The sequence below is a fragment of the Nonomuraea thailandensis genome (assembly GCF_024172165.1).
GTDB classification, from domain to species: Bacteria; Actinomycetota; Actinomycetes; order Streptosporangiales; family Streptosporangiaceae; genus Nonomuraea; species Nonomuraea thailandensis.
Genome location: NZ_JAMZEB010000002.1, coordinates 6,363,767 through 6,386,071 on the forward strand (window position 1 = coordinate 6,363,767; position 22,305 = coordinate 6,386,071).

The 22,305-nt window shown below is 71.2% G+C and carries 23 protein-coding genes and 1 riboswitch; of the genes, 8 read left to right on the forward strand and 15 right to left on the reverse strand.

What is annotated here, in order from left to right:
- Positions 1–34: 34 nt before the first annotated feature.
- Positions 35–496 carry a MarR family winged helix-turn-helix transcriptional regulator gene (locus HD597_RS32730; RefSeq protein WP_253747006.1) on the forward strand — a complete coding sequence of 154 codons (462 nt, stop codon included), beginning with the start codon at positions 35–37 and terminating at the stop codon, positions 494–496.
- A 12-nt stretch (positions 497–508) separates the two neighbouring features.
- Here HD597_RS32730 and HD597_RS32735 read toward each other — a convergent pair whose 3' ends face one another.
- Complete coding sequence (locus HD597_RS32735) at positions 509–1,225, reverse strand: lysophospholipid acyltransferase family protein (RefSeq protein WP_253747007.1); 717 nt, start codon at positions 1,223–1,225, stop codon at positions 509–511.
- 178 nt (positions 1,226–1,403) lie between these two features.
- On the opposite strand from HD597_RS32735, the gene HD597_RS32740 reads away from it, so the two are divergent.
- Positions 1,404–2,162: an alpha/beta hydrolase gene (locus HD597_RS32740; RefSeq protein WP_253747008.1), complete on the forward strand. Its 759-nt coding sequence runs from the start codon at positions 1,404–1,406 to the stop codon at positions 2,160–2,162.
- A 46-nt stretch (positions 2,163–2,208) separates the two neighbouring features.
- On the forward strand, positions 2,209–2,685 hold the full coding sequence (locus HD597_RS32745) for a hypothetical protein (RefSeq protein ID WP_253747009.1): 477 nt from the start codon (positions 2,209–2,211) through the stop codon (positions 2,683–2,685).
- Positions 2,686–2,707: 22 nt separating this feature from the next.
- Here the strand turns inward: HD597_RS32745 and HD597_RS32750 are convergent, their stop codons facing one another.
- From HD597_RS32750 to HD597_RS32780, 7 genes are read right to left on the reverse strand one after another with little or no spacing between them, the layout of a single operon-like run.
- Complete coding sequence (locus tag HD597_RS32750) at positions 2,708–3,853, reverse strand: hypothetical protein (protein ID WP_253747010.1); 1,146 nt, start codon at positions 3,851–3,853, stop codon at positions 2,708–2,710.
- Positions 3,854–3,891: 38 nt separating this feature from the next.
- Positions 3,892–4,587 (reverse strand): endonuclease/exonuclease/phosphatase family protein, encoded by a 696-nt coding sequence (locus tag HD597_RS32755; protein WP_253747011.1) that lies wholly within the window; start codon positions 4,585–4,587, stop codon positions 3,892–3,894.
- Between the two features lie 23 nt (positions 4,588–4,610).
- Positions 4,611–5,543: an ROK family glucokinase gene (locus HD597_RS32760; RefSeq protein ID WP_253747012.1), complete on the reverse strand. Its 933-nt coding sequence runs from the start codon at positions 5,541–5,543 to the stop codon at positions 4,611–4,613.
- Between the two features lie 13 nt (positions 5,544–5,556).
- Complete coding sequence (locus HD597_RS32765) at positions 5,557–5,982, reverse strand: DUF5304 family protein (protein WP_253747013.1); 426 nt, start codon at positions 5,980–5,982, stop codon at positions 5,557–5,559.
- A 47-nt stretch (positions 5,983–6,029) separates the two neighbouring features.
- Positions 6,030–7,238 (reverse strand): ArsA family ATPase, encoded by a 1,209-nt coding sequence (locus HD597_RS32770; protein WP_253747014.1) that lies wholly within the window; start codon positions 7,236–7,238, stop codon positions 6,030–6,032.
- 1 nt (position 7,239) lies between these two features.
- Positions 7,240–7,674, reverse strand: coding sequence for an SRPBCC family protein (locus HD597_RS32775; protein ID WP_253747015.1), 435 nt, complete (start codon positions 7,672–7,674; stop codon positions 7,240–7,242).
- Positions 7,675–7,734: 60 nt separating this feature from the next.
- A complete protein-coding gene (locus tag HD597_RS32780; RefSeq protein ID WP_253747016.1) occupies positions 7,735–8,502 on the reverse strand; it encodes a metallophosphoesterase family protein in 768 nt (255 codons plus the stop codon).
- A 163-nt stretch (positions 8,503–8,665) separates the two neighbouring features.
- Between HD597_RS32780 and HD597_RS32785 the strand changes: the two genes are divergently transcribed.
- Positions 8,666–10,414, forward strand: coding sequence for an AMP-dependent synthetase/ligase (locus tag HD597_RS32785; RefSeq protein WP_253747017.1), 1,749 nt, complete (start codon positions 8,666–8,668; stop codon positions 10,412–10,414).
- Between the two features lie 36 nt (positions 10,415–10,450).
- Here the strand turns inward: HD597_RS32785 and HD597_RS32790 are convergent, their stop codons facing one another.
- Complete coding sequence (locus tag HD597_RS32790; RefSeq protein ID WP_253747018.1) at positions 10,451–10,831, reverse strand: MerR family transcriptional regulator; 381 nt, start codon at positions 10,829–10,831, stop codon at positions 10,451–10,453.
- A 64-nt stretch (positions 10,832–10,895) separates the two neighbouring features.
- On the opposite strand from HD597_RS32790, the gene HD597_RS32795 reads away from it, so the two are divergent.
- The 4 genes from HD597_RS32795 (at position 10,896) to HD597_RS32810 (ending at position 14,995) form a co-directional block, all read left to right on the forward strand.
- Positions 10,896–11,780, forward strand: a complete 885-nt coding sequence (locus tag HD597_RS32795) for an aldo/keto reductase (RefSeq protein WP_253747019.1) — start codon at positions 10,896–10,898, stop codon at positions 11,778–11,780.
- A gap of 142 nt (positions 11,781–11,922) precedes the next feature.
- Positions 11,923–13,209, forward strand: coding sequence for an ABC transporter substrate-binding protein (locus HD597_RS32800; protein WP_253747020.1), 1,287 nt, complete (start codon positions 11,923–11,925; stop codon positions 13,207–13,209).
- A complete protein-coding gene (locus HD597_RS32805) occupies positions 13,209–14,081 on the forward strand; it encodes a carbohydrate ABC transporter permease (protein WP_253747021.1) in 873 nt (290 codons plus the stop codon). The genes HD597_RS32800 and HD597_RS32805 overlap by 1 nt, the downstream gene beginning before the upstream one ends.
- A complete protein-coding gene (locus HD597_RS32810) occupies positions 14,078–14,995 on the forward strand; it encodes a carbohydrate ABC transporter permease (RefSeq protein WP_253747022.1) in 918 nt (305 codons plus the stop codon). The genes HD597_RS32805 and HD597_RS32810 overlap by 4 nt, the downstream gene beginning before the upstream one ends.
- On the opposite strand, the gene HD597_RS32815 is transcribed toward HD597_RS32810, so the two are convergent.
- The 6 genes from HD597_RS32815 to HD597_RS32840 all read right to left on the reverse strand — a co-directional run bounded on the left by HD597_RS32815 (position 14,992) and on the right by HD597_RS32840 (position 22,048).
- Complete coding sequence (locus tag HD597_RS32815) at positions 14,992–16,110, reverse strand: glycosyltransferase family 4 protein (protein WP_253747023.1); 1,119 nt, start codon at positions 16,108–16,110, stop codon at positions 14,992–14,994. The genes HD597_RS32810 and HD597_RS32815 overlap by 4 nt on opposite strands.
- The gene (locus tag HD597_RS32820; RefSeq protein ID WP_253747024.1) at positions 16,107–17,612 is read right to left on the reverse strand and encodes a M48 family metallopeptidase; all 1,506 of its coding nucleotides are present in this window, start codon (positions 17,610–17,612) and stop codon (positions 16,107–16,109) included. The genes HD597_RS32815 and HD597_RS32820 overlap by 4 nt, the downstream gene beginning before the upstream one ends.
- Before the next feature lie 38 nt (positions 17,613–17,650).
- Entirely contained in the window at positions 17,651–18,472 is an 822-nt protein-coding gene (locus HD597_RS32825; protein WP_253747025.1) for a gluzincin family metallopeptidase, read from the reverse strand.
- Between the two features lie 99 nt (positions 18,473–18,571).
- Positions 18,572–19,096, reverse strand: coding sequence for a C40 family peptidase (locus HD597_RS32830; RefSeq protein WP_253747026.1), 525 nt, complete (start codon positions 19,094–19,096; stop codon positions 18,572–18,574).
- Positions 19,097–19,169: 73 nt separating this feature from the next.
- Positions 19,170–19,334: riboswitch (cyclic di-AMP (ydaO/yuaA leader) on the reverse strand.
- 422 nt (positions 19,335–19,756) lie between these two features.
- The gene (locus HD597_RS32835) at positions 19,757–20,710 is read right to left on the reverse strand and encodes a C40 family peptidase (RefSeq protein WP_253747027.1); all 954 of its coding nucleotides are present in this window, start codon (positions 20,708–20,710) and stop codon (positions 19,757–19,759) included.
- A gap of 105 nt (positions 20,711–20,815) precedes the next feature.
- Positions 20,816–22,048 (reverse strand): NYN domain-containing protein, encoded by a 1,233-nt coding sequence (locus HD597_RS32840; RefSeq protein WP_253747028.1) that lies wholly within the window; start codon positions 22,046–22,048, stop codon positions 20,816–20,818.
- Positions 22,049–22,305: the final 257 nt, after the last annotated feature.

Sequence of the window (22,305 nt, forward strand, 5' to 3'; positions counted from 1 at the left end):
TTTGTTCAAATTCGAACGACAGTACACTGAATCGGTGACGGACACCCGATGGCTGGACGCGACCGAGATGGCGGCATGGCGCGCCTTCGTGTCGACCTCCCACCTGCTCGAGCGGCGCATCGAGGAGCAGCTCAAGGCCGCCGCCGGCCTGACGCACCCGCAGTACGAGATCCTGGTGGTCCTGTCGGAGTCCCCCGGCCGCCAGATGCGCATGACGGAGCTGGCGAGGGACGTCGTGGTGTCGAAGAGCGCGCTGACGTACCAGATCACCCAGCTGGAGAAGGCGGGGCTGGTCGAGCGGGCGACATGCCCGTCCGACGAGCGCGGCGTGCTCGCGGTGCTGACGGAGAAGGGCGCGCGCTGCCTGGAGCAGGTGGCTCCCGGTCACCTGGAGGTCGTGCGCGCCTTCCTGATCGACCGGCTCAGCCGGGAGGAGCTGCGCACGATGACGAGCGCCATGCGCAGGACGGAAGAGGCCTTACGGTCCTCGGCCTGACCGCTCCCGCGATCACTCGCTCTTGCCGCCCGAGGCGGCGGCCCGCGCGGCGCGTTCCATCTCGACGCGGGCGCTGGCGGCGTACTTGTCGACGTACTCCTGGCCCGACAGCTCCATCAGCGCGTACATGATCTCGTCGGTCACCGCGCGCAGCACCAGCCGGTCGTCCTCCATGCCGTAGTAGCGGGAGAAGTCGAGGGGCTTGCCGAACCGCACGCCCGGCTTGATGCCCAGCTTGGGCAGCAGCCGCCCCGGCGGCATCATCTCGTACGTGTTGATCATCGCCCACGGGATCACCGGCACCCGCGACTCCAGGGCGAGCCTGGCCACGCCGGTCTTGCCCTTGTAGAGGCGGCCGTCGGGGGTGCGGGTGCCCTCGGGGTAGATGCCCAGGATGTTACCCTCGCGCAGCACGCGCAGCCCGGTGCGCAGGGCGGCCTCGCTGGCCTTGCCGCCCGAGCGGTCGATCGGCACGGTGCCGACGCCGCTGAAGAACAGCCGGGTGAAGAAGCCCTTGATCCCGCGCCCGGTGAAGTAGTCGGCCTTGCCCAGGGAGATGACCTTGCGCCGGATCTGCAGCGGGCCGAAGAAGTGGTCGGCGAAGGACAGGTGGTTGCCGGCCAGGATCGCGGGCCCCTGCTTCGGCACGTTCTCCGCACCTTCGGTCCACGGCCTGAAGATGAGGTGGAGGAACGGCCCCAAGATGGCCTTGACCACCCAGTAGAACACCCTGGCACCTCTTCCTGCGCACTTCTCGTCGGCGGGCATCGTCAGCTGCGGGCAGAGTCATCTTCCCATCTCGACGGCCATGCTCCTACATCAGCTCTCGCACAAATACCCCGGAACATGCGACGATCGGGCCGTTCCGGCGGAAATTGCCGGAATGAAACGGCACAGAGGAGCTGTTATGCCGCTCATGCCAGGCGCAGAGCCCTACCACCACGAAGCAGGCCAGATCGGCGTGCTGCTGTGTCACGGGTTCACCGGCACGCCGCAGTCCCTGCGGCCGTGGGGTGAATACCTTGCCCGGCACGGGGTCAGCGTCTCGCTCCCCCGCCAGCCCGGGCACGGCACCAGGTGGCAGGAGATGAACAGGACGCGCTGGGAGGACTGGTACGCCGAGGTGGAGAAGGCGTTCGCCGACCTCCAGGGCCGGTGCGCGGAGGTGTTCGTGGCGGGGCTGTCGCTGGGCGGCTGCCTGGCGTTGCGGCTGGCCGAGGTGCACGGGCCGGCGATCTCGGGGATCATGGTGGTCAACCCGTCGATCGCCAACGACGTGCCGTTACTGAAGCTGGCTCCGCTGCTCAAATGGTTCGTGCCGTCGGTGCCCGGCGTCGCCAACGACGTCAAGAAGCCCGGCGTGCGCGAGCTGGCCTACACCCGCACCCCGGTCAAGGCGGCGGCCTCGCTGCCCGGGCTGTGGTCGCTGGTGCAGGCCGACCTGAAGAAGCTGACGCAGCCGCTGCTGGTCTTCCACAGCACGGAGGACCACGTGGTGAAGCCGACGAGTGTCGCGATCATACGCGCGAAGGTCCCGCAGGCCACGATCGAGGAGCTTACCGATAGCTACCATGTTGCGACGCTTGACAACGATGCCGACAGGATCTTTGCCGGGAGCCTCGACTTCATCCGGACACATGCCTCGGTACCCTTGCAGAGGGACTGATCGCACCCAGGGGGAAGTCGCGATCGCTGCGGAGAGGCCCATCTAGGTGACGCCCCAGAGTGACGAGGACGAGGTCTGGCGGCAGATCGTCGCGTCCTTCAACGACACCGCCGAGCACGACTCGGCCGACCAGCCATGGCCGGACAGCGAGAACGTTCCTGCCGAGCCGACCCGCCGGGTGGTCAAACCGCCGGAGGAGGAGCAGGAGCCCGCGACAGGCACCGTCCTCGACGACGCCCCGCCGGAGCGCGGCGACGACGGCGAGGAGGAGGACGAGGGCCACTTCGAGCCTCCGCCGCCCCCTCCGCTGCCCAAGCTCGACCTGGCGACCAAGCTGGCGTGGGTGGCGCTGTTCGGCGGCCCCGCCTACCTGCTGGTCGCCGCCATGGCGAGCTGGCACATGGAGGGGTGGGCGCTGTTCACCGCGGTGGCGGCGTTCATCGGAGGGTTCGTGGCGCTGGTGGTCCGCATGGGCGACGGGCCGCCCAACGACTCCGGCTGGGACGACGGCGCCGTCCTCTAGGGGGGCTACGACCTCTGAGGGCCTACGACTTCGACGTGGTGGTCCTGGGCGCGAACGACTCCACCACGTCGGTGTAGCGGTCCTTGGTGTCGACGGCGTGGCCGACCGCCCAGACCGTGCTCTTGCCCGCCAGGTACGCCACCGCCTGCAGCCGCACGCTGCTCCTGCCCTGCTGGGCGCCGCCCCTGATCGTCTCGCAATCGCCCTTCTCGCAGCGCAGCATGAACGGCTCCGCGGCCCGCGCCGGGTCGTAGCCGGTCATCCAGTAGCGCCCCTTGCCGTCGCCGGTCACGCCGTACAGCCTGGCCTCGGAGCGCGGCAGGCGCAGCTCGCGCCACCGCTTGCCGTTCCAGGTCAGGGCGAGCGGCGAGATGTCGCCGGGGCCGCGGTAGACCCCGCCGACGGCCAGCGCCCGCTTGGAGTTGTCGACCTGCACGTCGCGCAGGTAGCCGCCGGGGATGGAGGGCAAGGGCATGGACTTCCACGAGCCGCCCGAGTAGTGCACGATCAGCGGCTCGGTGCCGGTGTCGCCGACGGCGAAGCCGCCCGACACCGCGTACAGGGCGCCTTGCTCCTTGGTCGCCTGCACGGTCCAGTTGTTGCCCTGGCCGGTGAGGATCAGCCCGTTCTTCTCGCGGCTGCCGACCGCCACGACCTTGCCCGACTTGGCGTCGATGCCGCCCAGCCAGTCGCCGGCCCGCAGGCACGGCGGCCTGACCCGGTCGGACCCCGGCGGGTCGCAGAGCGGCCTGACCCGGTCGAAGCCCGCCTGGTCGCCGTGCGCGAGGAACGGCAGCCCGTCGTGCCCGTCTCCGACCGCCCACACGTCGGAGGAGGAGACGGCGGCCAGGCCGCGCAGGTTGCCCGCGGCCGTGTTGTCGCGGATGCCGATCTCGGCCCACCTGCTGCCGTTCCAGTGGCGGATGGTGCCGCGGTTCTTCCAGACGTCCCAGATCTCCTGCTGGCCCACCGCCCACACGTCGCCCGGTGAGATCGCCAGCACGTCGGAGAGTGAGCCGTCGGCCTGCAGGCGCACGCTGGTCGACTGCTGCCACGCCTCGATCTGCGCGGGGCGGGGATCGGCATGCGCGGCGGGCGTGACCTGCGACCAGGCCACGAACGTCGCCAGGATCAAGGAGAGCGCACGCCGCTGAGAGCGACGGGTCATGAAGGAAATGCTACGGGCTGGAGAGCCTGACATGCCCGCTAGTGCCCAACTCGCAACTCCGCGACGACCGGGAGATGGTCGCTTGCCCCGGTCAGATCGGCGATCGAGGCGTCCACTCCCCCGCACGACACGACGTGCGTCCCGCGCGCGGCGAAGACCCCGTCGATGCGCGCGGACGGCCTCGCGGCGGGGAACGTCAGCCCGTCGCCCTCGGGCGCCGCCGCGTGGCAGTCGGCCAGCCGCCCGGCCAGGTAACGCCAGGCGGGCCGGTGGGGGTGCTCGTTGACGTCGCCGGCGAGCAGGACGACGGCGCCGTGCCTGGCGGCCACGCCCTCCATCAGCGCCACGGCCTCGGCGGCGTGATGCATCCTGGCGGGGTCGCTGAGGTCGAGGTGGAGCGAGCCGACGGCCAGCCGGGCCCCCTCGGCCTGCACCACGGCGACGGCCAGCGCGCGCCGTTCCAGGCCGAGGAACGCGCGCAGCCGGTGGCTCTCGGCGTGCAGCACGCGGGCGCGCCGCCCGACCAGGACGGCCACTCCCCCCGCCCTGTCCGGCGTCGCCACGGCCAGGCCCGCCGCGGCGGCCAGCGCCGCCCGCCTGGCCCGCCAGCGGCCGAACCTGGGCGCCTCCTGCACGCACAGCACGTCGGCGCGCGCCGCGGCCATGACCCTGGTGAGCGCGGGCAGGCTGTCGCGCAGCCCGTGCAGGTTGTACGTCCCGACCCTGACCGTCACGTGCGGATCGTCAGGTGCGCCGCTCAGCGCTGCCTGGCCAGATCGGCGGCTCCCACGACGCCCGCGGAAGCGCCCAGCTCGGCCAGCCTGATCTCGGCGAGCGGCCGGTGCCCGCGGCCGGTGAGCCGCTCGGCGAAGGCCTGCCTGGCCCGGTCGATGAACAGGTCGGCCGCGCGCGAGACGCCGCCGCCCACGATGAAGCAGCCGGGGTCGAGCACGGCGGCCAGGTCGGCCATGCCCTGCCCGAGCCAGTCGGCCAGGTTGCGGAAGGCGGCCAGCGAGGCCTCGTCGCCCTGCCGCGCGGCCTCGGTCACCTCCTCGCCCTCGATCTTGCCGCCGGCCAGCCCCAGCAGCGTGGCGGCCTGCTCGGGATGCGCCTCGGCGAGCTCCCTGGCCTCCTTGACCAGGGCCTGGCCGCTGGCGTACTGCTCCCAGCAGCCGATGTTGCCGCACCCGCACTGCCGCCCGCCGGGCAGGACCTGCATGTGGCCCAGCTCGGCGCCCATGCCCCAGCGGCCCCGGTAGAGCGCGCCGTCGATGACGATGCCGCCGCCGATGCCGGTGCCGAGCGTCAGGCAGACCACGTGCGACTGGCCCCTTCCCGCGCCGAACCGGGTCTCGCCCCAGGCCATGGCGTTGGCGTCGTTCTCCACGACGACCGGCAGGCCGACCAGGCCGCTGATCTTCTTCTGCAGCGGCTCCTCGCGCCAGGCGAGGTTGGGCGCGAAGCGCACGACAGACCTGGTCTCGTCCACGAAGCCCGCCGCGCCGACGCCGACGGCCTCGATCGTCCTGTCCCTGGACAGCTCGCGTACGACGTCGGCCACCGTCTCGGCGACCACGTCGGGGCGGTCGGCGGCGGTGGGCCTGAGCGTGTGTTCGACGATCTCGCCATTGTCGTCGACCACACCGGCGGCCACCTTGGTCCCGCCGATGTCGACACCGATCGTGAGCATGCCCCGTGTCTCCCTAGTTCAGATCTATGTGTTCCACGTCGTCGCGCCGGTCGCCGTCGCGCCGGTCGTCATCCGGCCGGTCGTCGCGCGGCCCGCTGGTGCGCGGCGCGGGCCTGCTCAGCGCGTCGAGCGCGCCCCTGAAGGCGGCGAACAGCTCGCCGCCCGCGGCCATCAGGTGCCCGGTCACGTCGCCGCCCGACTCGCGCTGCGCCGCGATCGCCCGGCAGACGGGGCAGGCGCGGCAGATGTACTCGTCGTGCGGCTCGGAGACCGCCTCCTCCCACACGTCCCGCTCCCTGCGGCTGCCGCCGCCGCCGGTGAAGGAGTTGAACACGCTCCTGCCCACCTGGCGGGTGGCCCGCCCCTGGATCGAGTCGAACAGCTTGCGGGCCTCGTCGGCTACCGTCCCGATGGGGTCTCTGTCCTGGCTCTCGCTCATCTTGGCCCTCCCTGGCGTTTTGGGGTCGCTCCTCCATGTTCAACTCTTCAGGTGGCGGATTCGCTCCCCGAGCTGAACGGTAGTGCAGACCCCGCGCTCCCGGGCGGGCTCCCGCCGGTGGCCCAGCGCACGCGCAGCACGCCGTCGCGCAGCTCCGCCCCGCCGATCTTCCTGCGGGCCAGCGCCGCGGGCAGCGCCAGGATCCTCCGGTACGGCCCCGCGGTGACGATCAGCTCGTCACCCTTGCGGGCCAGGTCGACGTCGCCGCGGTCGGCGCCCGGCAGGGCCAGCGTCAGCTCGTCGGCGCTCATCCGCAGCGGCGGCTCGACGGCGTGGGGGGCGAACGGGTCGGACTCCCCGTACATCGCCGCGCCCAGGCCGGCCAGGGCGTCCTTGCCGACGGGCTCGGCGGGCAGGTACGGCACGACGTGGACGGGCAGCGGCGCGAACGACTGCTCCGCCTCGGCCAGCAGCCGCGACTGCGCCGCCACCCACCGGGCGCGCCACTCGTCGGCGCCCTCGCCGGGGAAGACCCGGTTGGCGATGACGGCGTCGACGCGGTAGCCGTACAGGCTGAGCGAGGTCAGGGTGCGCCTGGCCTCGGCGAGGACCACGGACTCGGGGGTGAGCACGAGCCGGACGGAGGCGTGGTCGCCGGTGAGCAGCTCGCGGACCTCCATGAGGCCGCGGTGGAAGCGCTCGCCCGCGCTCATCACGTCCTCGCCGGGCGCGCTCACGCGGGCCACGCTGCGCACGAAGGGCGCGGCGAGCCGCACCAGCTTGCGCCCGACCGGCATGAGCCGGTTGACGTGCCAGTCGAGCGCCTCGGGCAGGGCCAGCAGCCGCAGCGTCTCGGCGGTGGGCGCGCAGTCGACCACGATCACGTCCCAGCGGCCCGCGCGGGCGTGCTCGCGCAGCTCCAGCAGGGCGATGATCTCCTCGGCGCCCGGAAGGACGGTGATCTCCTCGGAGGTGATCTGGTCGAGGCCCAGCTCGACCAGTACTCCCCTGGCGTAGTCCTGCAGCTCGCCCCAGTGGCGCTCCAGCGTCTTCTGCGTGTCGACCTGGTGCAGGTGCAGGCCGGGTGTGATCTCCCCGGGCCCCGCGGCCAGCGCGTCGGACAGCGAGTGCGCGGTGTCGGTGGAGATGATGAGCGTCTTGAGGCCGCGGCCGGCGGCGAGCGTGGCGGTGGCCGCGGCGGCCGTCGTCTTGCCGACGCCTCCCTTGCCGGTGAAGAGCAGGACCCGCGGGCTCAACTCAGCGGCCTTCGACGCGCTTCTTGAGGCCCTTCAGCGCGGTGTCCACGATCACCTTCTCCGCCTTGCGCTTGATCAGGCCGATCATGGGCACGCTGAGATCGACCGTCAGCTCGTACGTCACCTCGGTGCCACTGCCCGCGCCGGCGAGCCGGTAACTCCCCCGGAGGTCGGAGACCATCTTCCCCGGCTCGGCCACCTGCCAGCGCACGCCGTCGCCCTCCCAGGTGTAGGCCAGGGCGTAGGTGTCGCTGATCGGGCCGGCGTCCAGGGCGAACCGCACCGTCCGCGGCCTGCCGTCGGGGTCGGTGCTGAGGACCTCGGCGCTCTTGACCTGCCCGGCCCATTCCGGGTAGGAGGGGAAGTCGGCGATGACCGCCATCACGTCGGCCTGCGGGGCGCCGATGGTGATGCTCGAAGTGGTGCGATCAGACATGCGACCACCGTAGTGCACAAACCGCCGACCGCGGCGGACCGCTGCACGGTGCCGGTCAGATCACCATTCGAGGACGTACGGCACGCCCTTCCCCCGGAAATGCCCCACGTTCACGCATTCGGTGCGCCCCACGCGGGCACGCGCGCGCAGGGGGTTGTGCACGTGGCCGAACAGGGCGTAGCGCGGCTGGGTGCGCCTGATCGCCTCCAGCGTCGCCTCGCTGCCGCGCTCGAACCGCCGGGCCACCACGTCGTACAGCAGCTCGGGCAGCGCGGGCGGGATGTGGCAGCACAGCACGTCCACCTCGCCGACGGCCTCGACCTTGGCGGCGTACTCCTCGTCGGTGATCTCGTGCGGGGTGCGGTAGGGGGTCTTGAGCCCGCCGCCGACGAAGCCGAACCGCAGCCCGCCGATCTCCGCCACCTGCCCGTCGAGCACCTGGTGGCCGGGCCTGAGGTAGTCGGCCCACAGGCGCGGCAGGTCGACGTTGCCGTAGGTGAGGAAGGCGGGGGTGGGCATGGCGGCGAAGAGGGCGTCGTACTGGGCGCGCACGTTGCGCTCGATGTGCTCGCGCGGATCGCCGTCGAGCGTGGCCCACAGCCGCGCCGACATGGCCCTGGCCTCGTCGAACCGCTTGGCCGTGCGCAGCTCGATGAACCGCCTGGCGTTCTCCGCGCCGAACAGGTCGGCGAAGATGCCCTGGGCGTGGTCGTCGTAGTCGACGAACAGGATCAGGTCGCCGAGGCAGATCAGCGCGTCCGCGCCGTCGGCCGCGCCGGCCAGGGCGTCGGCCCTGCCGTGGACGTCACTGACGACATGCACCTTCATGAGGAGATCCTAAGCCCGTCCCGATCGGCGTTTCCGGTGCGCGTACGGACCGGTAGTGGCTGCTAGCGTGGGAAACGCCCTTCATAACGCCTCTATGACGGAGCTACCGGCGCGTAACTTAAGGCGGTAACGTCCAGGCGGTCCCCGAAGAGGAGTTGAGTTCGTGCGCGAGTACAGCGTCCCCGTCCTGGTCGACGTGCCTGCTTCCGCGGGCCTGGCCGACACCGTCTTCCGGCGCGCGGAGCAGGAGCCCGGCGCGGTGGTGATGCGCCGCAAGGCCGGCGCGGGCTGGCCCGTCGTCACCGCGGCCGAGTTCCGCGACCAGGTGGTCGAGGTGGCCAAGGGGCTGATCGCGGCGGGCGTCGAGCACGGCGACCGGGTCGCGCTCATGTCGCGCACCCGCTACGAGTGGACGCTGGTCGACTACGCCATCTGGGCCGTCGGCGGGGTGACCGTGCCGATCTACGAGACGTCCTCCGTCGAGCAGGTCAGGTGGATCCTGCACGACAGCGAGGCCAAGGCCGCGTTCGTCGAGCTCGACGGGCACGAGGAGTCCGTCAGGGAGGCGGCGCCCGAGCTGAAGTCGCTCTGGCGGGTGGACGGCACGCTGGAGACCGGCGAGGTCACCGCCGCCGACGTGGACGAGCGCAGGAAGCTCGTCTCCTCCGCCGACCTGGCCACGGTCGTCTACACCTCGGGCACCACGGGCCGGCCCAAGGGCTGCCGGATCACCCACGACAACCTGCTGTTCACCGCGCTCAACGTGCTGCGCGGGCCGCTGGAGCCGCTGTTCGCCCGCAAGGACCCGGCCGCGCTGCTGTTCCTGCCGCTGGCGCACATCTTCGCGCGGATGATCCAGGTCGTGCTGTTCGAGGCGGGCGCCGTCATGGCGCACACCCCCAACATGAAGAACGTCGCGCCCGACCTCCAGGACTTCCAGCCGACGTTCCTGCTGGGCGTGCCCCGGGTGTTCGAGAAGGTCTACAACGGCGCCGAGCAGAAGGCCATCTCGGGCGGCAAGGGCAAGATCTTCGCCCGCGCCGTGGACGTGGCGGTGGCCTGGAGCAAGGCCGAGAGCTCCGGCGGCGCCCCGCTCGGGCTGCGGTTGCAGCGGGCGGTGTTCGACAAGCTGGTGTACTCCAAGCTGCGCGCGGCCACCGGCGGCCGGCTGTCGGCCGCGGTGTGCGGCGGCTCGGCCCTGGGCGACCGGCTCGGCCACTTCTTCAGGGGCGTCGGCATCGAGGTCTTCGAGGGCTACGGCCTGACCGAGACCTCGGCCCCGGTCTCGGTCAACATGCCCGGCGCCAACAAGATCGGCACTGTCGGCAAGCCGCTGCCCGGCGTCACGCTGCGCATCGACGGCGACGGCGAGATCCTGGCCAGGGGCCGCAACGTCTTCGACGGCTACTGGAAGAACGACTCGGCGACCGGTGACGTGATCGACGCGGACGGCTGGTTCCACACCGGCGACATCGGCGAGCTCGACGCCGACGGCTACCTGCGGATCACCGGGCGCAAGAAGGAGATCCTGGTCACGGCGGCGGGCAAGAACGTCGCCCCCGGGCCGCTGGAGGACGCGCTGCGGGCGCACCCCCTGATCTCCCAGGCCATGATCGTCGGCGACGGCCGGCCGTTCGTGGCCGCCCTCATCACGCTCGACCCCGAGGCCGTCCCCGCCGGCACGAAGATCTCCGAGCTGCGGGGCGACCCGAAGGTGCAGGCGGAGATCCAGGGCGCGGTGGACCGGGCGAACCTGACGGTGTCCAAGGCCGAGCAGATCAAGAAGTTCACCATCCTCGACGCGGACATCACGGAGGAGAGCGGGCACCTCACGCCCACGCTCAAGGTCAAGCGCAGCCTCGTGATGCGCGACTTCGCCAAGGACGTCGACGACCTCTACAGCGGCCACTGAGCCCTCCCCCGGGGAAGGGCTCCGGGGTCGTCGTGGTCAGGCCGCGCCCGCCAGGGATGCGGCCGGGCCGCTCGCCCGCTCCGTGTCCGCCACGAGCGCGGCCAGGCTGTCGCGCGTCGCCTGGATCTCGGCGAGCTGCACCTCCAGGCCCGCGAGGCGGTCGCGCAGGTGCCCCAGCGTGCAGGCGTCGAGCACCTCGCCCGAGCCGGACGCGCACGGCAGCACGTCCCTGATGACCTTGGTCGGCAGCCCGGCGGCGAGCAGCGTGCGGATCCGGCGGACGACGACGGGCGCGTCCGCGTCGTAGCGCCGGTGACCGCCCTCCCCGCGGTGGGAGGCCAGCAATCCCTGCTCCTCGTAGTAGCGAAGCAGCCTCGGGCTGACCCCGGTCTCGCGCGACAACGCCCCGATCCTCATGTGACGCTCCTCACAGCGTTCCGGCTTGAATCTCACATCTATGTGAAGTCCTAGCGTGACGGTCATGAGCGAAATTCCTGCACGTGAGATCTTCTCCATCGGCGGCGACCTTCAGGTGAGCCGGATCGGCTACGGCGCGATGCGGCTGGCCGACGGCCCGGAGCCCGCGCCGTCCGCCGCCGAGGCACACATCTGGCGTCCCCCGGCCGGCCGCGCCGGCGCGATCGCGCTCCTGCGCAGAGCCGCCGAGCTGGGGGTGGACCTGTTCGACACGGCCGACGCCTACGCCCTGGGCGCCAATGAGGAGCTGATCGCCGAGGCGCTGCACCCGTACGCGGGAAGCGTGACGATCGCCACCAAGATCGGCGTGCTGCGCCCGTCGCCCACCGAGTGGGTCACCCACGGCCACCCGGCCTACCTGCGGCAGCAGGCGGAGCTGGCGCTGCGCCGGCTGCGCGTGGAGCGCATCGACCTCCTCCAGCTGCACCGCATCGACCCCGAGTACCCGCTGGCGGACCAGATCGGCGCGCTCAAGCAGCTCAGGGACGAGGGCAAGGTGCGCCACATCGGCCTGTCGGAGGTGGGCGTGGACGAGCTGCGCCGGGCCGCGGAGATCACGCCCATCGCGAGCGTCCAGAACCTGTACAACCTGAGCACCCGCGACCACGACCCCGTGGTGGACTACGCGGCCGAGCGCGGGATCGCGTTCCTGCCGTGGTTCCCGTTCGCGGCCGGCTCGCACGCGGGGCCGGGGAGCCCGCTGGCGGAGGTGGCGGCCGAGATCGGGGTCACGGCGGCGCAGGCGTCGCTGGCCTGGCTGCTGCGCCGCTCCCCGACGGTGATCCCGATCCCCGGGACCTCCTCGATCGCCCATCTGGAGGAGAACGTGGCCGCGTTGTCCGTCAAGCTGACGGACGACCAGTACGACCGCCTCTCCCGCGCGGTCTAGCCGGTCACGCGACGGTCTCGGTAGGGACGCCACCGCACAGCGGTCCGATTCTGTCCGTTGACAGTCAGAAATGCTGGCTTTTCGATGAGGAAAGGTGAGCGAACTCGGGGGATTCTGACGGGTCCGGCAAGGAGGCACCCCCATGAACCAACGGCCGCCGATCTCACGCCGCAATCTCCTGCTGGGCACCGCCGCCGCGTTCGGCGTCCCCGCGGTCCTGGCCGGGTGCGGCTCCGGCAGCCCGGCCCCCGCGCCCGGCGGGTCCGGCGGCGACCTCGGCACGGTGACGATCGGCTCGAACGCCTCCGACGAGATCCCGAAGAAGTCCCTCGACACCGTGGTCAAGGCCTTCACCCAGGCCACGACGCGGATCAACACGGTCGATCACAACACGTTCCAGGAGAACATCAACCGCTACCTCAGGGGCACGCCCGACGACGTGTTCACCTGGTTCGCGGGCTACCGCATGCAGTTCTTCGCCGAGCAGGGGCTGGCCGTCGACATCTCCGACGTGTGGCAGGAGATCGGCGGCAACTACACGCAGGCGTTCAAGGACCAGTCGACCGGCGTGGACGGCAAGCAGTACTTCATCCCGTTCACCTACTATCCGTGGGCGGTCTTCTACCGCAAGAGCGTGTGGCAGGAGAAGGGGTACGAGCCGCCGGCCACGCTGGACGAGCTCACCGCGCTGGCCAGGAGGATGAAGGCCGACGGGCTGGTCCCGATCGCGTTCGCCGACAAGGACGGCTGGCCGGCGATGGGCACGTTCGACATCCTCAACCTGCGCACGAACGGCTACGACTTCCACATCTCGCTCATGGCGGGCAAGGAGTCGTGGACCGATCCGCGGGTCAAGCAGGTGTTCGAGACGTGGCGGGGGCTGATGGAGCACCACCAGCCGGCGGCGCTGGGCCGTACGTGGCAGGAGGCCGGGCAGTCGCTGGCGCAGAAGAAGACCGGGATGTACCTGCTCGGCATGTTCGTCGCCCAGCAGTTCCCCGAGGCCGACCGCGACGACCTCGACTTCTTCACCTTCCCCGAGATCGACCCCGCGCACGGGACGGACTCGATCGACGCCCCCATCGACGGCTACATGATCTCCGCCAAGGCCAGGAACGTCGAGGGAGCCAAGGCCCTGCTCAAGCACTTCGCCCAGCCGTCCTCGCAGGACGTCGCCACGAAGCTGGACCCCGGCACGCTGGCCGCGAGCTCGAAGGCCGACACCTCCGGCTACAGCGCGCTGCAGAAGCGCGGCGCGGAGCTGGTGTCGAAGGCCACGCACATCGCCCAGTTCCTCGACCGTGACACGCGGCCCGACTTCGCCTCCACCGTGATGATCCCGTCGCTGCAGTCGTTCGTCAGCGAGCCGGCCGAGATCGACTCCCTGCTGGCGAGCATCGAGAAGCAGAAGGCGAACATCTTCCGCTGATGGCCGTCAAGACCCGTCGCTACTCCGCCCGCGACGTGACCGTCCTGGTCATCGGGCTGGGGGTGGCCATCGCCGTCAACGTGAGCGTCATCTGGGGGCCCACGCTGGCCTCCATCGGGCTGTCGGGCACCGGCTGGAACGGGATCGGGCCCATCGAGTGGATCGGGGGCCAGAACTACCACGACCTGTCGGCCGAGTACCCGCCGTTCTGGTCGGCGGTCCGCAACAACGTGTTGTGGCTGGGCTTCCTCGGGCTGGTCGCGACGCCGTTCGGGCTGTTCTGCGCGGTGCTGCTGGACCGGCGGCTGCGGTTGTCGCGCTTCTACCAGGGCGCCCTGTACATGCCGGTCGTGCTGTCGCTGGCGGTGGTGGGCTTCATCGCGCAGCTCGTCTACTCCTCCGACTACGGCGTGCTGAACGCGGTGACCGGGCTGGGCGTGGACTGGCTGGGCGACAGCTCCATCAACATCTGGGTCGTCATGGTCGCGGCGGGCTGGCGGCACGTCGGCTACGTCATGATCATCTATCTGGCGGGGCTCAAGGCGGTCGATCCGGCGCTGAAGGAGGCCGCGGCCATCGACGGGGCGAACGAGCGTCAGGCGTTCTTCCGGGTGGTGTTCCCGACGCTGCGGCCGGTCAACGTGATCGTGCTGGTCATCACCGTGATCGAGGCGCTGCGGGCGTTCGACATCGTCTACGCCGTCAACAAGGGCAGGAACGGGCTGGAGCTGCTGTCGGTGCTGGTCACCGAGAACATCGTGGGCGAGGCCAGCAGGATCGGGTTCGGCTCGGCGATCGCGGTGATCCTGCTGGTGATCTCGATGGGGTTCATCGTGGCGTACCTGTCGCAGCTCTTCAGGGAGGAGCGATGACTCTCACCGCACCCGCCTCCGCTCCCCCGGCCCAGGCCGGGCGCCCACCGGCGAGGCGGCCGGTCCGGCCGCTGCGGGTCCTGCTGCACGCCTTCCTCGGGCTGGTGGCGCTGGGGTGGCTGCTGCCGCTGGTGCTGGCCGTGTACGCCTCGCTGCGGCCGTACGAGGAGACGGCCCGCCTGGGGTACGTCTCGCTGCCCGAGCAGCTCACCCTCGGCTACTACACGCAGGCGTGGACGCAGGCCGGGCTGCCCCGCTACTACCTCAACACGTTCATCATCGTGGTGCCCGCGGTGGTGGTGACGCTGCTGCTGGCCTCGTTCACGGCCTTCGCGATCGCACGGCTGCGCATCCCGGGCCGCAAGACGCTGCTGATCGTCTTCACCGCGGGCAACCTGCTGCCGCCGCAGGTCCTCATCACCCCGCTCTACACGCTCTACACGCTTGTCCCGCTGCCGGTGTGGCTGTCGGACTCGCAGTCGCTCTACGACTCCTATCTCGGGCTGATCCTCGTCCACGTGGCGTTCCAGTTCGGCTTCTGCGTCTTCGTGCTGGCCAACTTCATGCGCACGATCCCCGAGGAGATCACCGAGGCGGCGCTGGTGGACGGGGCGGGGGTGTGGAAGCGGTACTGGCGGCTGACGCTGCCGCTGTGCCGTCCGGTGCTGGCGGCGCTGTCCACGCTGCAGTTCACCTGGATGTACAACGACTTCCTGTGGGCGCTGGTGCTGATGTCGTCGGGCGACAAGCTGCCCGTCACCTCGGCGCTGAACAACCTGCGGGGCCAGTTCTTCACCGACTACAACCTGCTGGCCGCCGGCTCGATGCTGGTGGCGCTGCCGACGCTGGTCGTCTTCCAGCTCCTGCACAAGCAGTTCGTGGCCGGGCTCACGCTCGGCTCCACGAAAGGCTAGAGCAACTGGTGGAAGCGGGCGGCCACCTGGTCCCACGCCCACTCGCGGGTGATCCAGTCGCGGCCGGCCGCGCCCATCTTGCGTGCCTTGTCGGGGTCGGTCAGCAGCTCGACGACGGCGTGCGCCACCTCGCCCGCATCCTCCCCGTTCACGACCAGCCCGGTCTCGCCGGCCCTGACCGCGTCGGGCGCGCCGCCGGACGCGCCCGCCACCACCGGCAGCCCGGTCGCGGACGCCTCCAGGAACACGATCCCGAGCCCCTCCACGTCCACCCCCTTGAGCCTGGTCCGGCACGGCATCGCGAACACGTCGGCCGCCGCGTAGTACCCCGGCAGCGCGGCCGCCGGCACCGTGCCGGTGAACCTGACCGACTCCTGCCCCGCCGCCAGCCGCTCCAGCTTCCCGCGGTACGGCCCGCCGCCCACCAGCAGCAGCACCGCCTCCGGCACCGCGCGCAGCACCTGGGGCCAGGCCCTGATGAGCTGGTCCTGGCCCTTGCGCGGCACCAGCCGCGAGACGCACAGCACGACGGGCCGCCCCGCCAGACCCGGTTCGGCCCTAACGGCGCCGGGGTGGAACTGCCCGACGTCCACGCCGGGCGCGAGCCGGACGAGCTTGCCCGCCGGGATGGCGGCGGCCAGCCGCCGGCGCGTGTACTCGCCCAGGTAGGTCACCACGTCGGCGTGCCCGCCGATCCTGCGCAGCACCGAGCGGAAGCCCGGCGCGCTCGCCCACGACGCCTCGTGACCGTGGGTGAGCATCACCACCCGCCGCGCGCCCGCCCGCCGCAGGCGCGGGGCGAGCAGGCCCAGCGGCGCCGCCGCGCCGAACACCACGGTCCGCACGCCGTGCTCGGCCACCAGCCCGGCCGCCGTGCGCGCGACGGCCGGAGTGGGCAGCATGAGCCGCGTCGGGTGCCGCACGATCCGGTACGGCTGGCGCCGGTCGAACTCGGCGGCGCCGGGCCAGGCGGGGGCGTAGACCACGACGCCCGGGGTGCGCAGCGCGAGCCCGTGCACGAACGACTGGATGCCGCCCGGCCTGGGCGGGAAGTCGTTCGTCACGATGAGCACGCTGCCGCCGGTGTCGCCGGCCGGGCCGCCGGGGTGGGTCACGGCGCGGGGACGCCGTTCAGCTCGGCCCACGCGCGGGCCGCCGCGATGCGCTCAGGGCCGGAAGGATGGGAGGCATAGAGCACATATTCCACCGCATCCGGCGACAAGTCGGAAATATTGGTTAGGGAGAGCCGTTTCTGCATGGCGATGAACGTGGCCGGATCCCTGGTCAGGTCCAGCGCGTGCTCGTCGGCCCTGGCCTCGATGTGCCGGCTGATCACGTTCTGCGCGGGGCCCATGATCAGCGAGCCGACCGTCATGAGGCCCATGACCACGCCGACCGCCCGGGGATCGGTGATCGAGGTGACGCCGGTGCGCCGCCGTAGCGGCTTGAGGACCAGGAACAGCGCGATCGCGCCGAAGCCGGCGCCCAGGGCGCCGATGACCGTGCCGTACAGCACGTCGTCGTACTTGGCGTGGCCCAGCTCGTGCGCCACGACCAGCTCGACCTCGCGCTGCGGGGCCTGGAGCAGCGTGTCGTAGACGACGATGCGGCGCGTGGCGCCGAAGCCGGACACGTACGCGTTGAGCGCCGTCGTGCGACGGGAGGCGTCGGCGACCAGCACGTCCTCGACCGGCACGCCGTCACGCTCGGCCATCTCCAGCAGGTTCGTGCGCAGCGGGCCCTGCCGCATGGAGCTGAAGTCGTTGAACAGCGGCTCGAACACCACCGGGTACACGAACGACGTCACCACCGTCAGCGCGAACGCGCCCACCGCCGCGGGGATCCACCAGCGCCTGACCCTGCGCGCCAGCGCGACCAGGGCCAGCAGCATGACGCAGAGCAGGACCACCTCCACGCCCAGGTTCTTCAGCCGGTCGCCCGCCCAGCCGGCCCAGTCCTGGATGGACAGGCCGTAGTCCCGCAGGATCGTCTCGACCCAGATGCCGAGAGGCCACCTGATCACTTCGGCGAGCACGGTGATCACCAGTGCGCCCAGGACGACCCGCACCCACCACGGGCCCTGCAGCCTGCCCAGCACCCTGGCGCTGAACGGGGTGGCCACCAGGATGCCCGCGATGATGACCGTCAGAGCCAGCGAGAGGTAGCTCGGCAGGGTGGTGGCCGCGTCGAACGCCTGCGACCGGGCGATCTGGGCGGCGCTGAAGTCGCGGGCCGGGTCGGGCGGGCCGCCGGTGAGCACCCGCCAGGGGGTGCTGAAGGCGGCCACGGCCAGGATCACCAGGCCCAGCAGCACGAGCGCGATGGCCGCGGGGCGGGTCCCGCCGTCCTCGCCGTCCTCTCCTGTCACGGGGGCCTCCGTGTCGCCGGGGCGGGCTCGCCCGGGCCGGGCGGCGTCCTCCGAATCCGCCGCCTCCCTCCCGTACGGGCCCTCTCCCGCGGTGCCGGGCCCGCTCGACGCGCCCTCACCCGTGCCCGGCCCGCTCGGCGCGCCCTCACCGGTGCCGGCGCGCTCGCCGCGGGCCGGGTCCTCGCCCGGATGGCCGGCGGCGCCGACGGCGGCCATCGCGCCGCCTGTCACCTCCTCTTCCCGTGTCACGTCTCCAGCGTCTCTGCGATCGTCCATCTGCCTCCCCTTCACACGAGCCGATCCCGCACGTATGCGCGCCACCGTGCCGTCAGCGTGGCGACGGAGAGCCCCAGCGAGGCGAGCGCCCGATCGACGCCTGCCGCCCGGGCTTCACGGTAGAGCCTCACCAGGGTCCCCTCACCGAACCGGTCAGCGAGGAAGCGACACGCCAGCCAGGCCTCCTGGTACGCCCGCGCGAGCCGGCCGGGGTCACGCCCGTCGGCCACGAAAGCCTCAGGGCCGGGCAAAGCGCTCGGCAGCCGCCCGGCCCGCACCTCGGCCGCCAGTTCGGCGGCGGCCGTGGCCACCGGCAGCCCGGCGTCGCGGTAGCCGACGTAGTCGGCGAAACCCTCGTACAGCCAGACGGGCAGGCCGTCGGTGCCGGCCACGACGTGGGTCAGCTCGTGGGTGAGGACCACGTCCCTGCCGGTGGGGGTGAGGGTGGCGAACGCCTCGGGCACGACGATCACGCGCCGGCCGTCGGCCACGGCGGCCAGCCCGTCGAGCCGCCCCGCGCGGGCCAGGCGGGCGGCGTCGCGGCCCGACTCCGGCAGCACGACGAGGGGGCGTACGGGCCTGCCGAGCACGGCCGAGACCCGCGCGCCCGCGCTGTCGGCCCTGCGCGCCAGCTCGTCGAGCCGCCCGGGCGGGACCGTGCCGGGGCCCGCGACGGTGGACCGGGCTCCCCGCCTGACGACCGGGGGCCGTCCCGGCCACAGGTCGCGCAGCTCGGGGGGAAGGACGGGGGAATCGGGCAGCGGGGCGGCCGCCGCGGGGACGAGGAGCAGGAGGCCCGTCACCACCGCTCGCCGGCTCACCTGCTCGGACACGATGCCCGATCGTAGTGCTCCCTGCCTGCTGAGAGCTCCGGACGTGCGAGAGCCCCGTCCGAATCCAGGAAATCCTCCAAGAATCCGGACGGGGCTTCTTCACATGCCGGGACGAACCGCGCCTACGAAGGACGATCGGCGCCATCCGCTCAGCTTGTCGATGCGTACCCGTTCACCTGTCCGCGGTGAGTGGATCATTCTGCCCTTGCCGACGTACATGCCGACGTGGCCGAGCCCGCTGAAGAACATCAGGTCGCCGGGCTTGAGATTGCGCCAGGAGACCTTGTGCCTGGTGCGGGCGAACTGGCTGCTCGCCACACGCGGGAGCTTGACGCCGGCCTTCTTCCAGGCGAACTGGACGAGACCGGAGCAGTCAAACGAACCAGGCCCTGTGCCTCCGTACCGGTACGGGTCACCGATCTGGTTCTTGGCCACGGCGAGGGCCTTGAGGGCCTTAGCCTTCTGCCGAGCGAGCTTGGCCGCCCTTCGCTGGGCCGCCGTGGCCTTCTGCGACGTCCTGGCGGTGGTTTCCGCCTTCACCGTCGTCAGAGCGGTCACATCGCTCGTCGTCGCCGCCTGAGCCGTTGGGGCATGGAGGATCGCACCTCCGGCCGTCACGGTCATCGTGAGTGCTACGCCACTCAGGGCAAGGCGGGACAGGCGGGGGTTCTGCAGGGGATTAGACAGGATTTCTCCTTGAATCTTCCACGAACGCCTACCGGGTTAGCTGACGGATTCGGGCGTGGAAGTCGCCCTACGGCGCGATGGCGCGCCGATTCACCCCTGATCCCTTGGGGAGGTGGGATCGCGTGGGTCCCCGGCTCCGTGCCTCCTGGCTGCACGGATTCGGCAGGCCGCGTGCCCCGATCCGAATGCGATGCGGGGATGCTCGGGGTGCGACCGGCGGATTTTTTTATCTGTCTCACATCGGGAGGGACCGATGCGGGGACCGCGGGGACATGGCTTGTTCACCGCGACGACGCCAGAAGCTACGCCGAAAGGTCAAGGAACGGCAAAGGGTGAGTCAGGTTGTAAAGATCAGACAGAGGGTGGAGTCAAGTCGGAAACCCCTGCTGGAACACCAGGTTCCGTTACTGAAATGTGACCCTGCTCACACTTCGGGAACGCCATGATTGTCAGGTCTTATTTGTAACTTACGTCACACTTGTCGCGCTCTGAACGTGAGCAACGCCACTGGGCGCGCTCCCAACACGGGCAGCGCTCTACGACGCTCGATCGTAGTGCAATGGCGTCGGAGACCCGGGAACCAGCGACCGGGGACGGTTACGGGCGGACCGCTCCGACCAGGGAACGGCCGTACGCCGAAAGCTTGACGACCTTGACGACGTCGCCCGTCTGGGGCGCGTGGACGATCTGCCCGTTGCCCGCGTACATGCTGACGTGCCCGAGCCCTTCACTGAAGATCAGGTCCCCGGGCTGCAGCGCGTCGAGCGACACCTTCCGGCTCGCTCCCCACGACCACTGCTGCCACGTCGTACGAGGCAGCGACACGCCGGCCGCCGCCCAGGCCGCCTGGGTGAGCCCGGAGCAGTCGAAGCCACGCGGCCCCGTGCCGCCGTAGATGTACGGCTTGCCCACCTGCGCGTACGCGAACCGCAGCGCCGCCGCCGCGCTGCCCGAAGCGGGACCCGTGTACTTGATGCCCGTGCTGTTGGGATTGCCGGGGTTGTACGCCCCCAGCCGGTCCAGCAGCTTCTTCTGCTCGGCGATCAGCTTGCGGATCTCGGCGCGCTCCTTCTCGACGGAGTCGCGCTCCTTCTCGGCGTCGTCCAGCGCCACCTCGGCCTTGTCGCGCTCGGCCTTCAGCCCCTTGTTCTCGCGGTCGAAGGCGGCCAGCTTCTCGGCTCGTTCCTGGGAGAGCTGCCCGGCCACGGCCCAGCCCGAGAGCATCGCCCGCGGGTTGTCGGCCCCGAACATGCCGGGCCAGGAGGTGACGTCCTCACCGAGCTTGTAGCTCTCGACGGCCATCCCGATCACCTGCGCGCGCAGGTCCGCGACCGTCTGCAGCTTGCGCTTGTAGCTGTCGTTCAGCTTCGTGTAGGTGCTCTTGGCCGACTTGTAGCGCTCGTTCGCCTGGTTGAACTGCTCGACGACCTTGTCGGCCTTGTCGTTGAGCTTCTCCAGCTTCGCCTTGGCCTGCGCCAAGGTCGGGCGAGGATCGGCGAGGGCAGCTCCCAGCGGGGTCAGCACCAGTCCGAACGCGAGACCCGCGGCCACCGGTACCCGGCCAAACCTCACTGTATCGCCTCCCAGGGATTACACCTGGGGCGAAATAGTACAGAAGTGGCAGGCGGGGTATCGCCAAACCTACCAATTCGTAATTTATGCGCGGCCCAGCCTGCGCAGTAGCAAACCAGACGGAACGGGTCTGGCGCCCATCCGCCTGACGGACTCGGCCACCTCCCGGTCGGACGAGACCACGGCGATGGCCCGCCCGGACGGCTCGGCGCGGACGAGCTGCCGGATGAGGTCGTCGGCGATCTCCCCCGGCGCGCTGAACAGCACCCGCACCCCGCGCGGCGCCACCACCTGCACGGGCGCGTTGAGCTCCGCGCCGTCGAACACGACCGTCACCTCGACCCTGGTCTGCGCCACCAGCCCGCCCAGCGAGGTCATCAGCCGGGTGCGCTGGTCGGCGAGGGTGAGGGTGCCGTAGCCGGTCTTGGTGACGTTGTAGCCGTCGATGATCAGGTGCACCTGCGGCAGCGCGAGGAGCTGGTCGAGGAGCTGCGGGTCGTCGTCGGCCAGGGCCCGGGCGGGCACGCCGCGCACGCCGGGGCGCTCGCCGGTGACGGCCGCGACCGAGTCGGCGGGCCGGCTGATCGTGGTGGGCAGGGCCAGCTCGCGGCGGAGCCCCGCCGAGGCGTCCTGAAGCGCGTCGAGCAGCACCCGGATGCGGGCGTCCTCGATGCTCCTGCCCTCGCGGGCCGCCCGGCGCGAGGCCTCGAGCTGTTTCTCCACGTCGGCCACCCGCTCGCGCAGCCGCCGCAGCTCGGACTCGCCGGCGCTGCCCGCGGCCGTGGCGGCCGATCTGGCCTCCTCCGCCGCCCGCTCCATCTCCTCGGCCCGCCGCGCGGCGGCCTTGGCCCTCTCCCGGGCGTCGTGCAGCTTGCGGCGCAGGTCGGAGTTCTCCACACGGGCCGCCTTGATCTGCTCGCGCAGCCGGTCGGCCTCCTCCTTGGCGGCGCTCTTCTGCCCGGCGAGCTGCTCGCGCAGCCGGGTGACCGTCTCCTCGCGCTCCTGGTCCTCGGCGGCCACCGCCGACTGCTCCAGGTCGGCGCGGGCGGCGTCGATCATCTCCGCCCAGCCAGGCGGCCGGGTCAGGTACGCGGCCGCGGCCACGAGCACGGGGTCGGCGGCCGGTGGCACGTTGCCCTCGGCGAGCGAGGCGACCAGCTCGGGCCACCCGGCGGCCACCGACTCGGCGACCAGCTCGCGGAACTTCTTGTCGTTCTCCAGCTGCGCGGCGATGGGCGCGCCGCCCAGCTTGGCCCGTTTGCGGGGGTCGAACTTGGCGATGCCACGCAGGGGGGCCGGGATGGTGGCAGCGGGCATCGAACCGAGGACCTGGGAAGCCAGATCCACGACGTTGAGCCGCACCTGCTCGGGAAGCGGGCGAGACAGGCCTTCACCCGCTGAACTCATCCCACTTGTCCCTTCGCGACATGCCCTTTCAGACAAGGGTACGGCTGTTGCGTACCTGACCGTAACGGCCACTCCTGTATGGACAAGCGCTTGCTAGGGGGTATACGACTGTCGAAGGGCACATGTCCAACCGGGAGGCCCCCTGTGACGGAACAGTTGCGCACTTC

Bases quoted from the DNA above. Each gene is read 5' to 3' on its own strand.
- HD597_RS32740 (WP_253747008.1), top strand. From the start codon at position 1,404: ATGCCGCTCATGCCAGGCGCAGAGCCCTACCACCACGAAGCAGGCCAG.
- HD597_RS32800 (WP_253747020.1), top strand. From the start codon at position 11,923: ATGAACCAACGGCCGCCGATCTCACGCCGCAATCTCCTGCTGGGCACC.
- HD597_RS32840 (WP_253747028.1), bottom strand. From the start codon at position 22,048: ATGCCCGCTGCCACCATCCCGGCCCCCCTGCGTGGCATCGCCAAGTTC.
- HD597_RS32775 (WP_253747015.1), bottom strand. From the start codon at position 7,674: ATGTCTGATCGCACCACTTCGAGCATCACCATCGGCGCCCCGCAGGCC.
- HD597_RS32795 (WP_253747019.1), top strand. From the start codon at position 10,896: ATGAGCGAAATTCCTGCACGTGAGATCTTCTCCATCGGCGGCGACCTT.
- HD597_RS32810 (WP_253747022.1), top strand. From the start codon at position 14,078: ATGACTCTCACCGCACCCGCCTCCGCTCCCCCGGCCCAGGCCGGGCGC.
- HD597_RS32760 (WP_253747012.1), bottom strand. From the start codon at position 5,543: ATGCTCACGATCGGTGTCGACATCGGCGGGACCAAGGTGGCCGCCGGT.
- HD597_RS32750 (WP_253747010.1), bottom strand. From the start codon at position 3,853: ATGACCCGTCGCTCTCAGCGGCGTGCGCTCTCCTTGATCCTGGCGACG.
- HD597_RS32805 (WP_253747021.1), top strand. From the start codon at position 13,209: ATGGCCGTCAAGACCCGTCGCTACTCCGCCCGCGACGTGACCGTCCTG.
- HD597_RS32830 (WP_253747026.1), bottom strand. From the start codon at position 19,096: ATGACCGTGACGGCCGGAGGTGCGATCCTCCATGCCCCAACGGCTCAG.
- HD597_RS32765 (WP_253747013.1), bottom strand. From the start codon at position 5,982: ATGAGCGAGAGCCAGGACAGAGACCCCATCGGGACGGTAGCCGACGAG.
- HD597_RS32790 (WP_253747018.1), bottom strand. From the start codon at position 10,831: ATGAGGATCGGGGCGTTGTCGCGCGAGACCGGGGTCAGCCCGAGGCTG.
- HD597_RS32780 (WP_253747016.1), bottom strand. From the start codon at position 8,502: ATGAAGGTGCATGTCGTCAGTGACGTCCACGGCAGGGCCGACGCCCTG.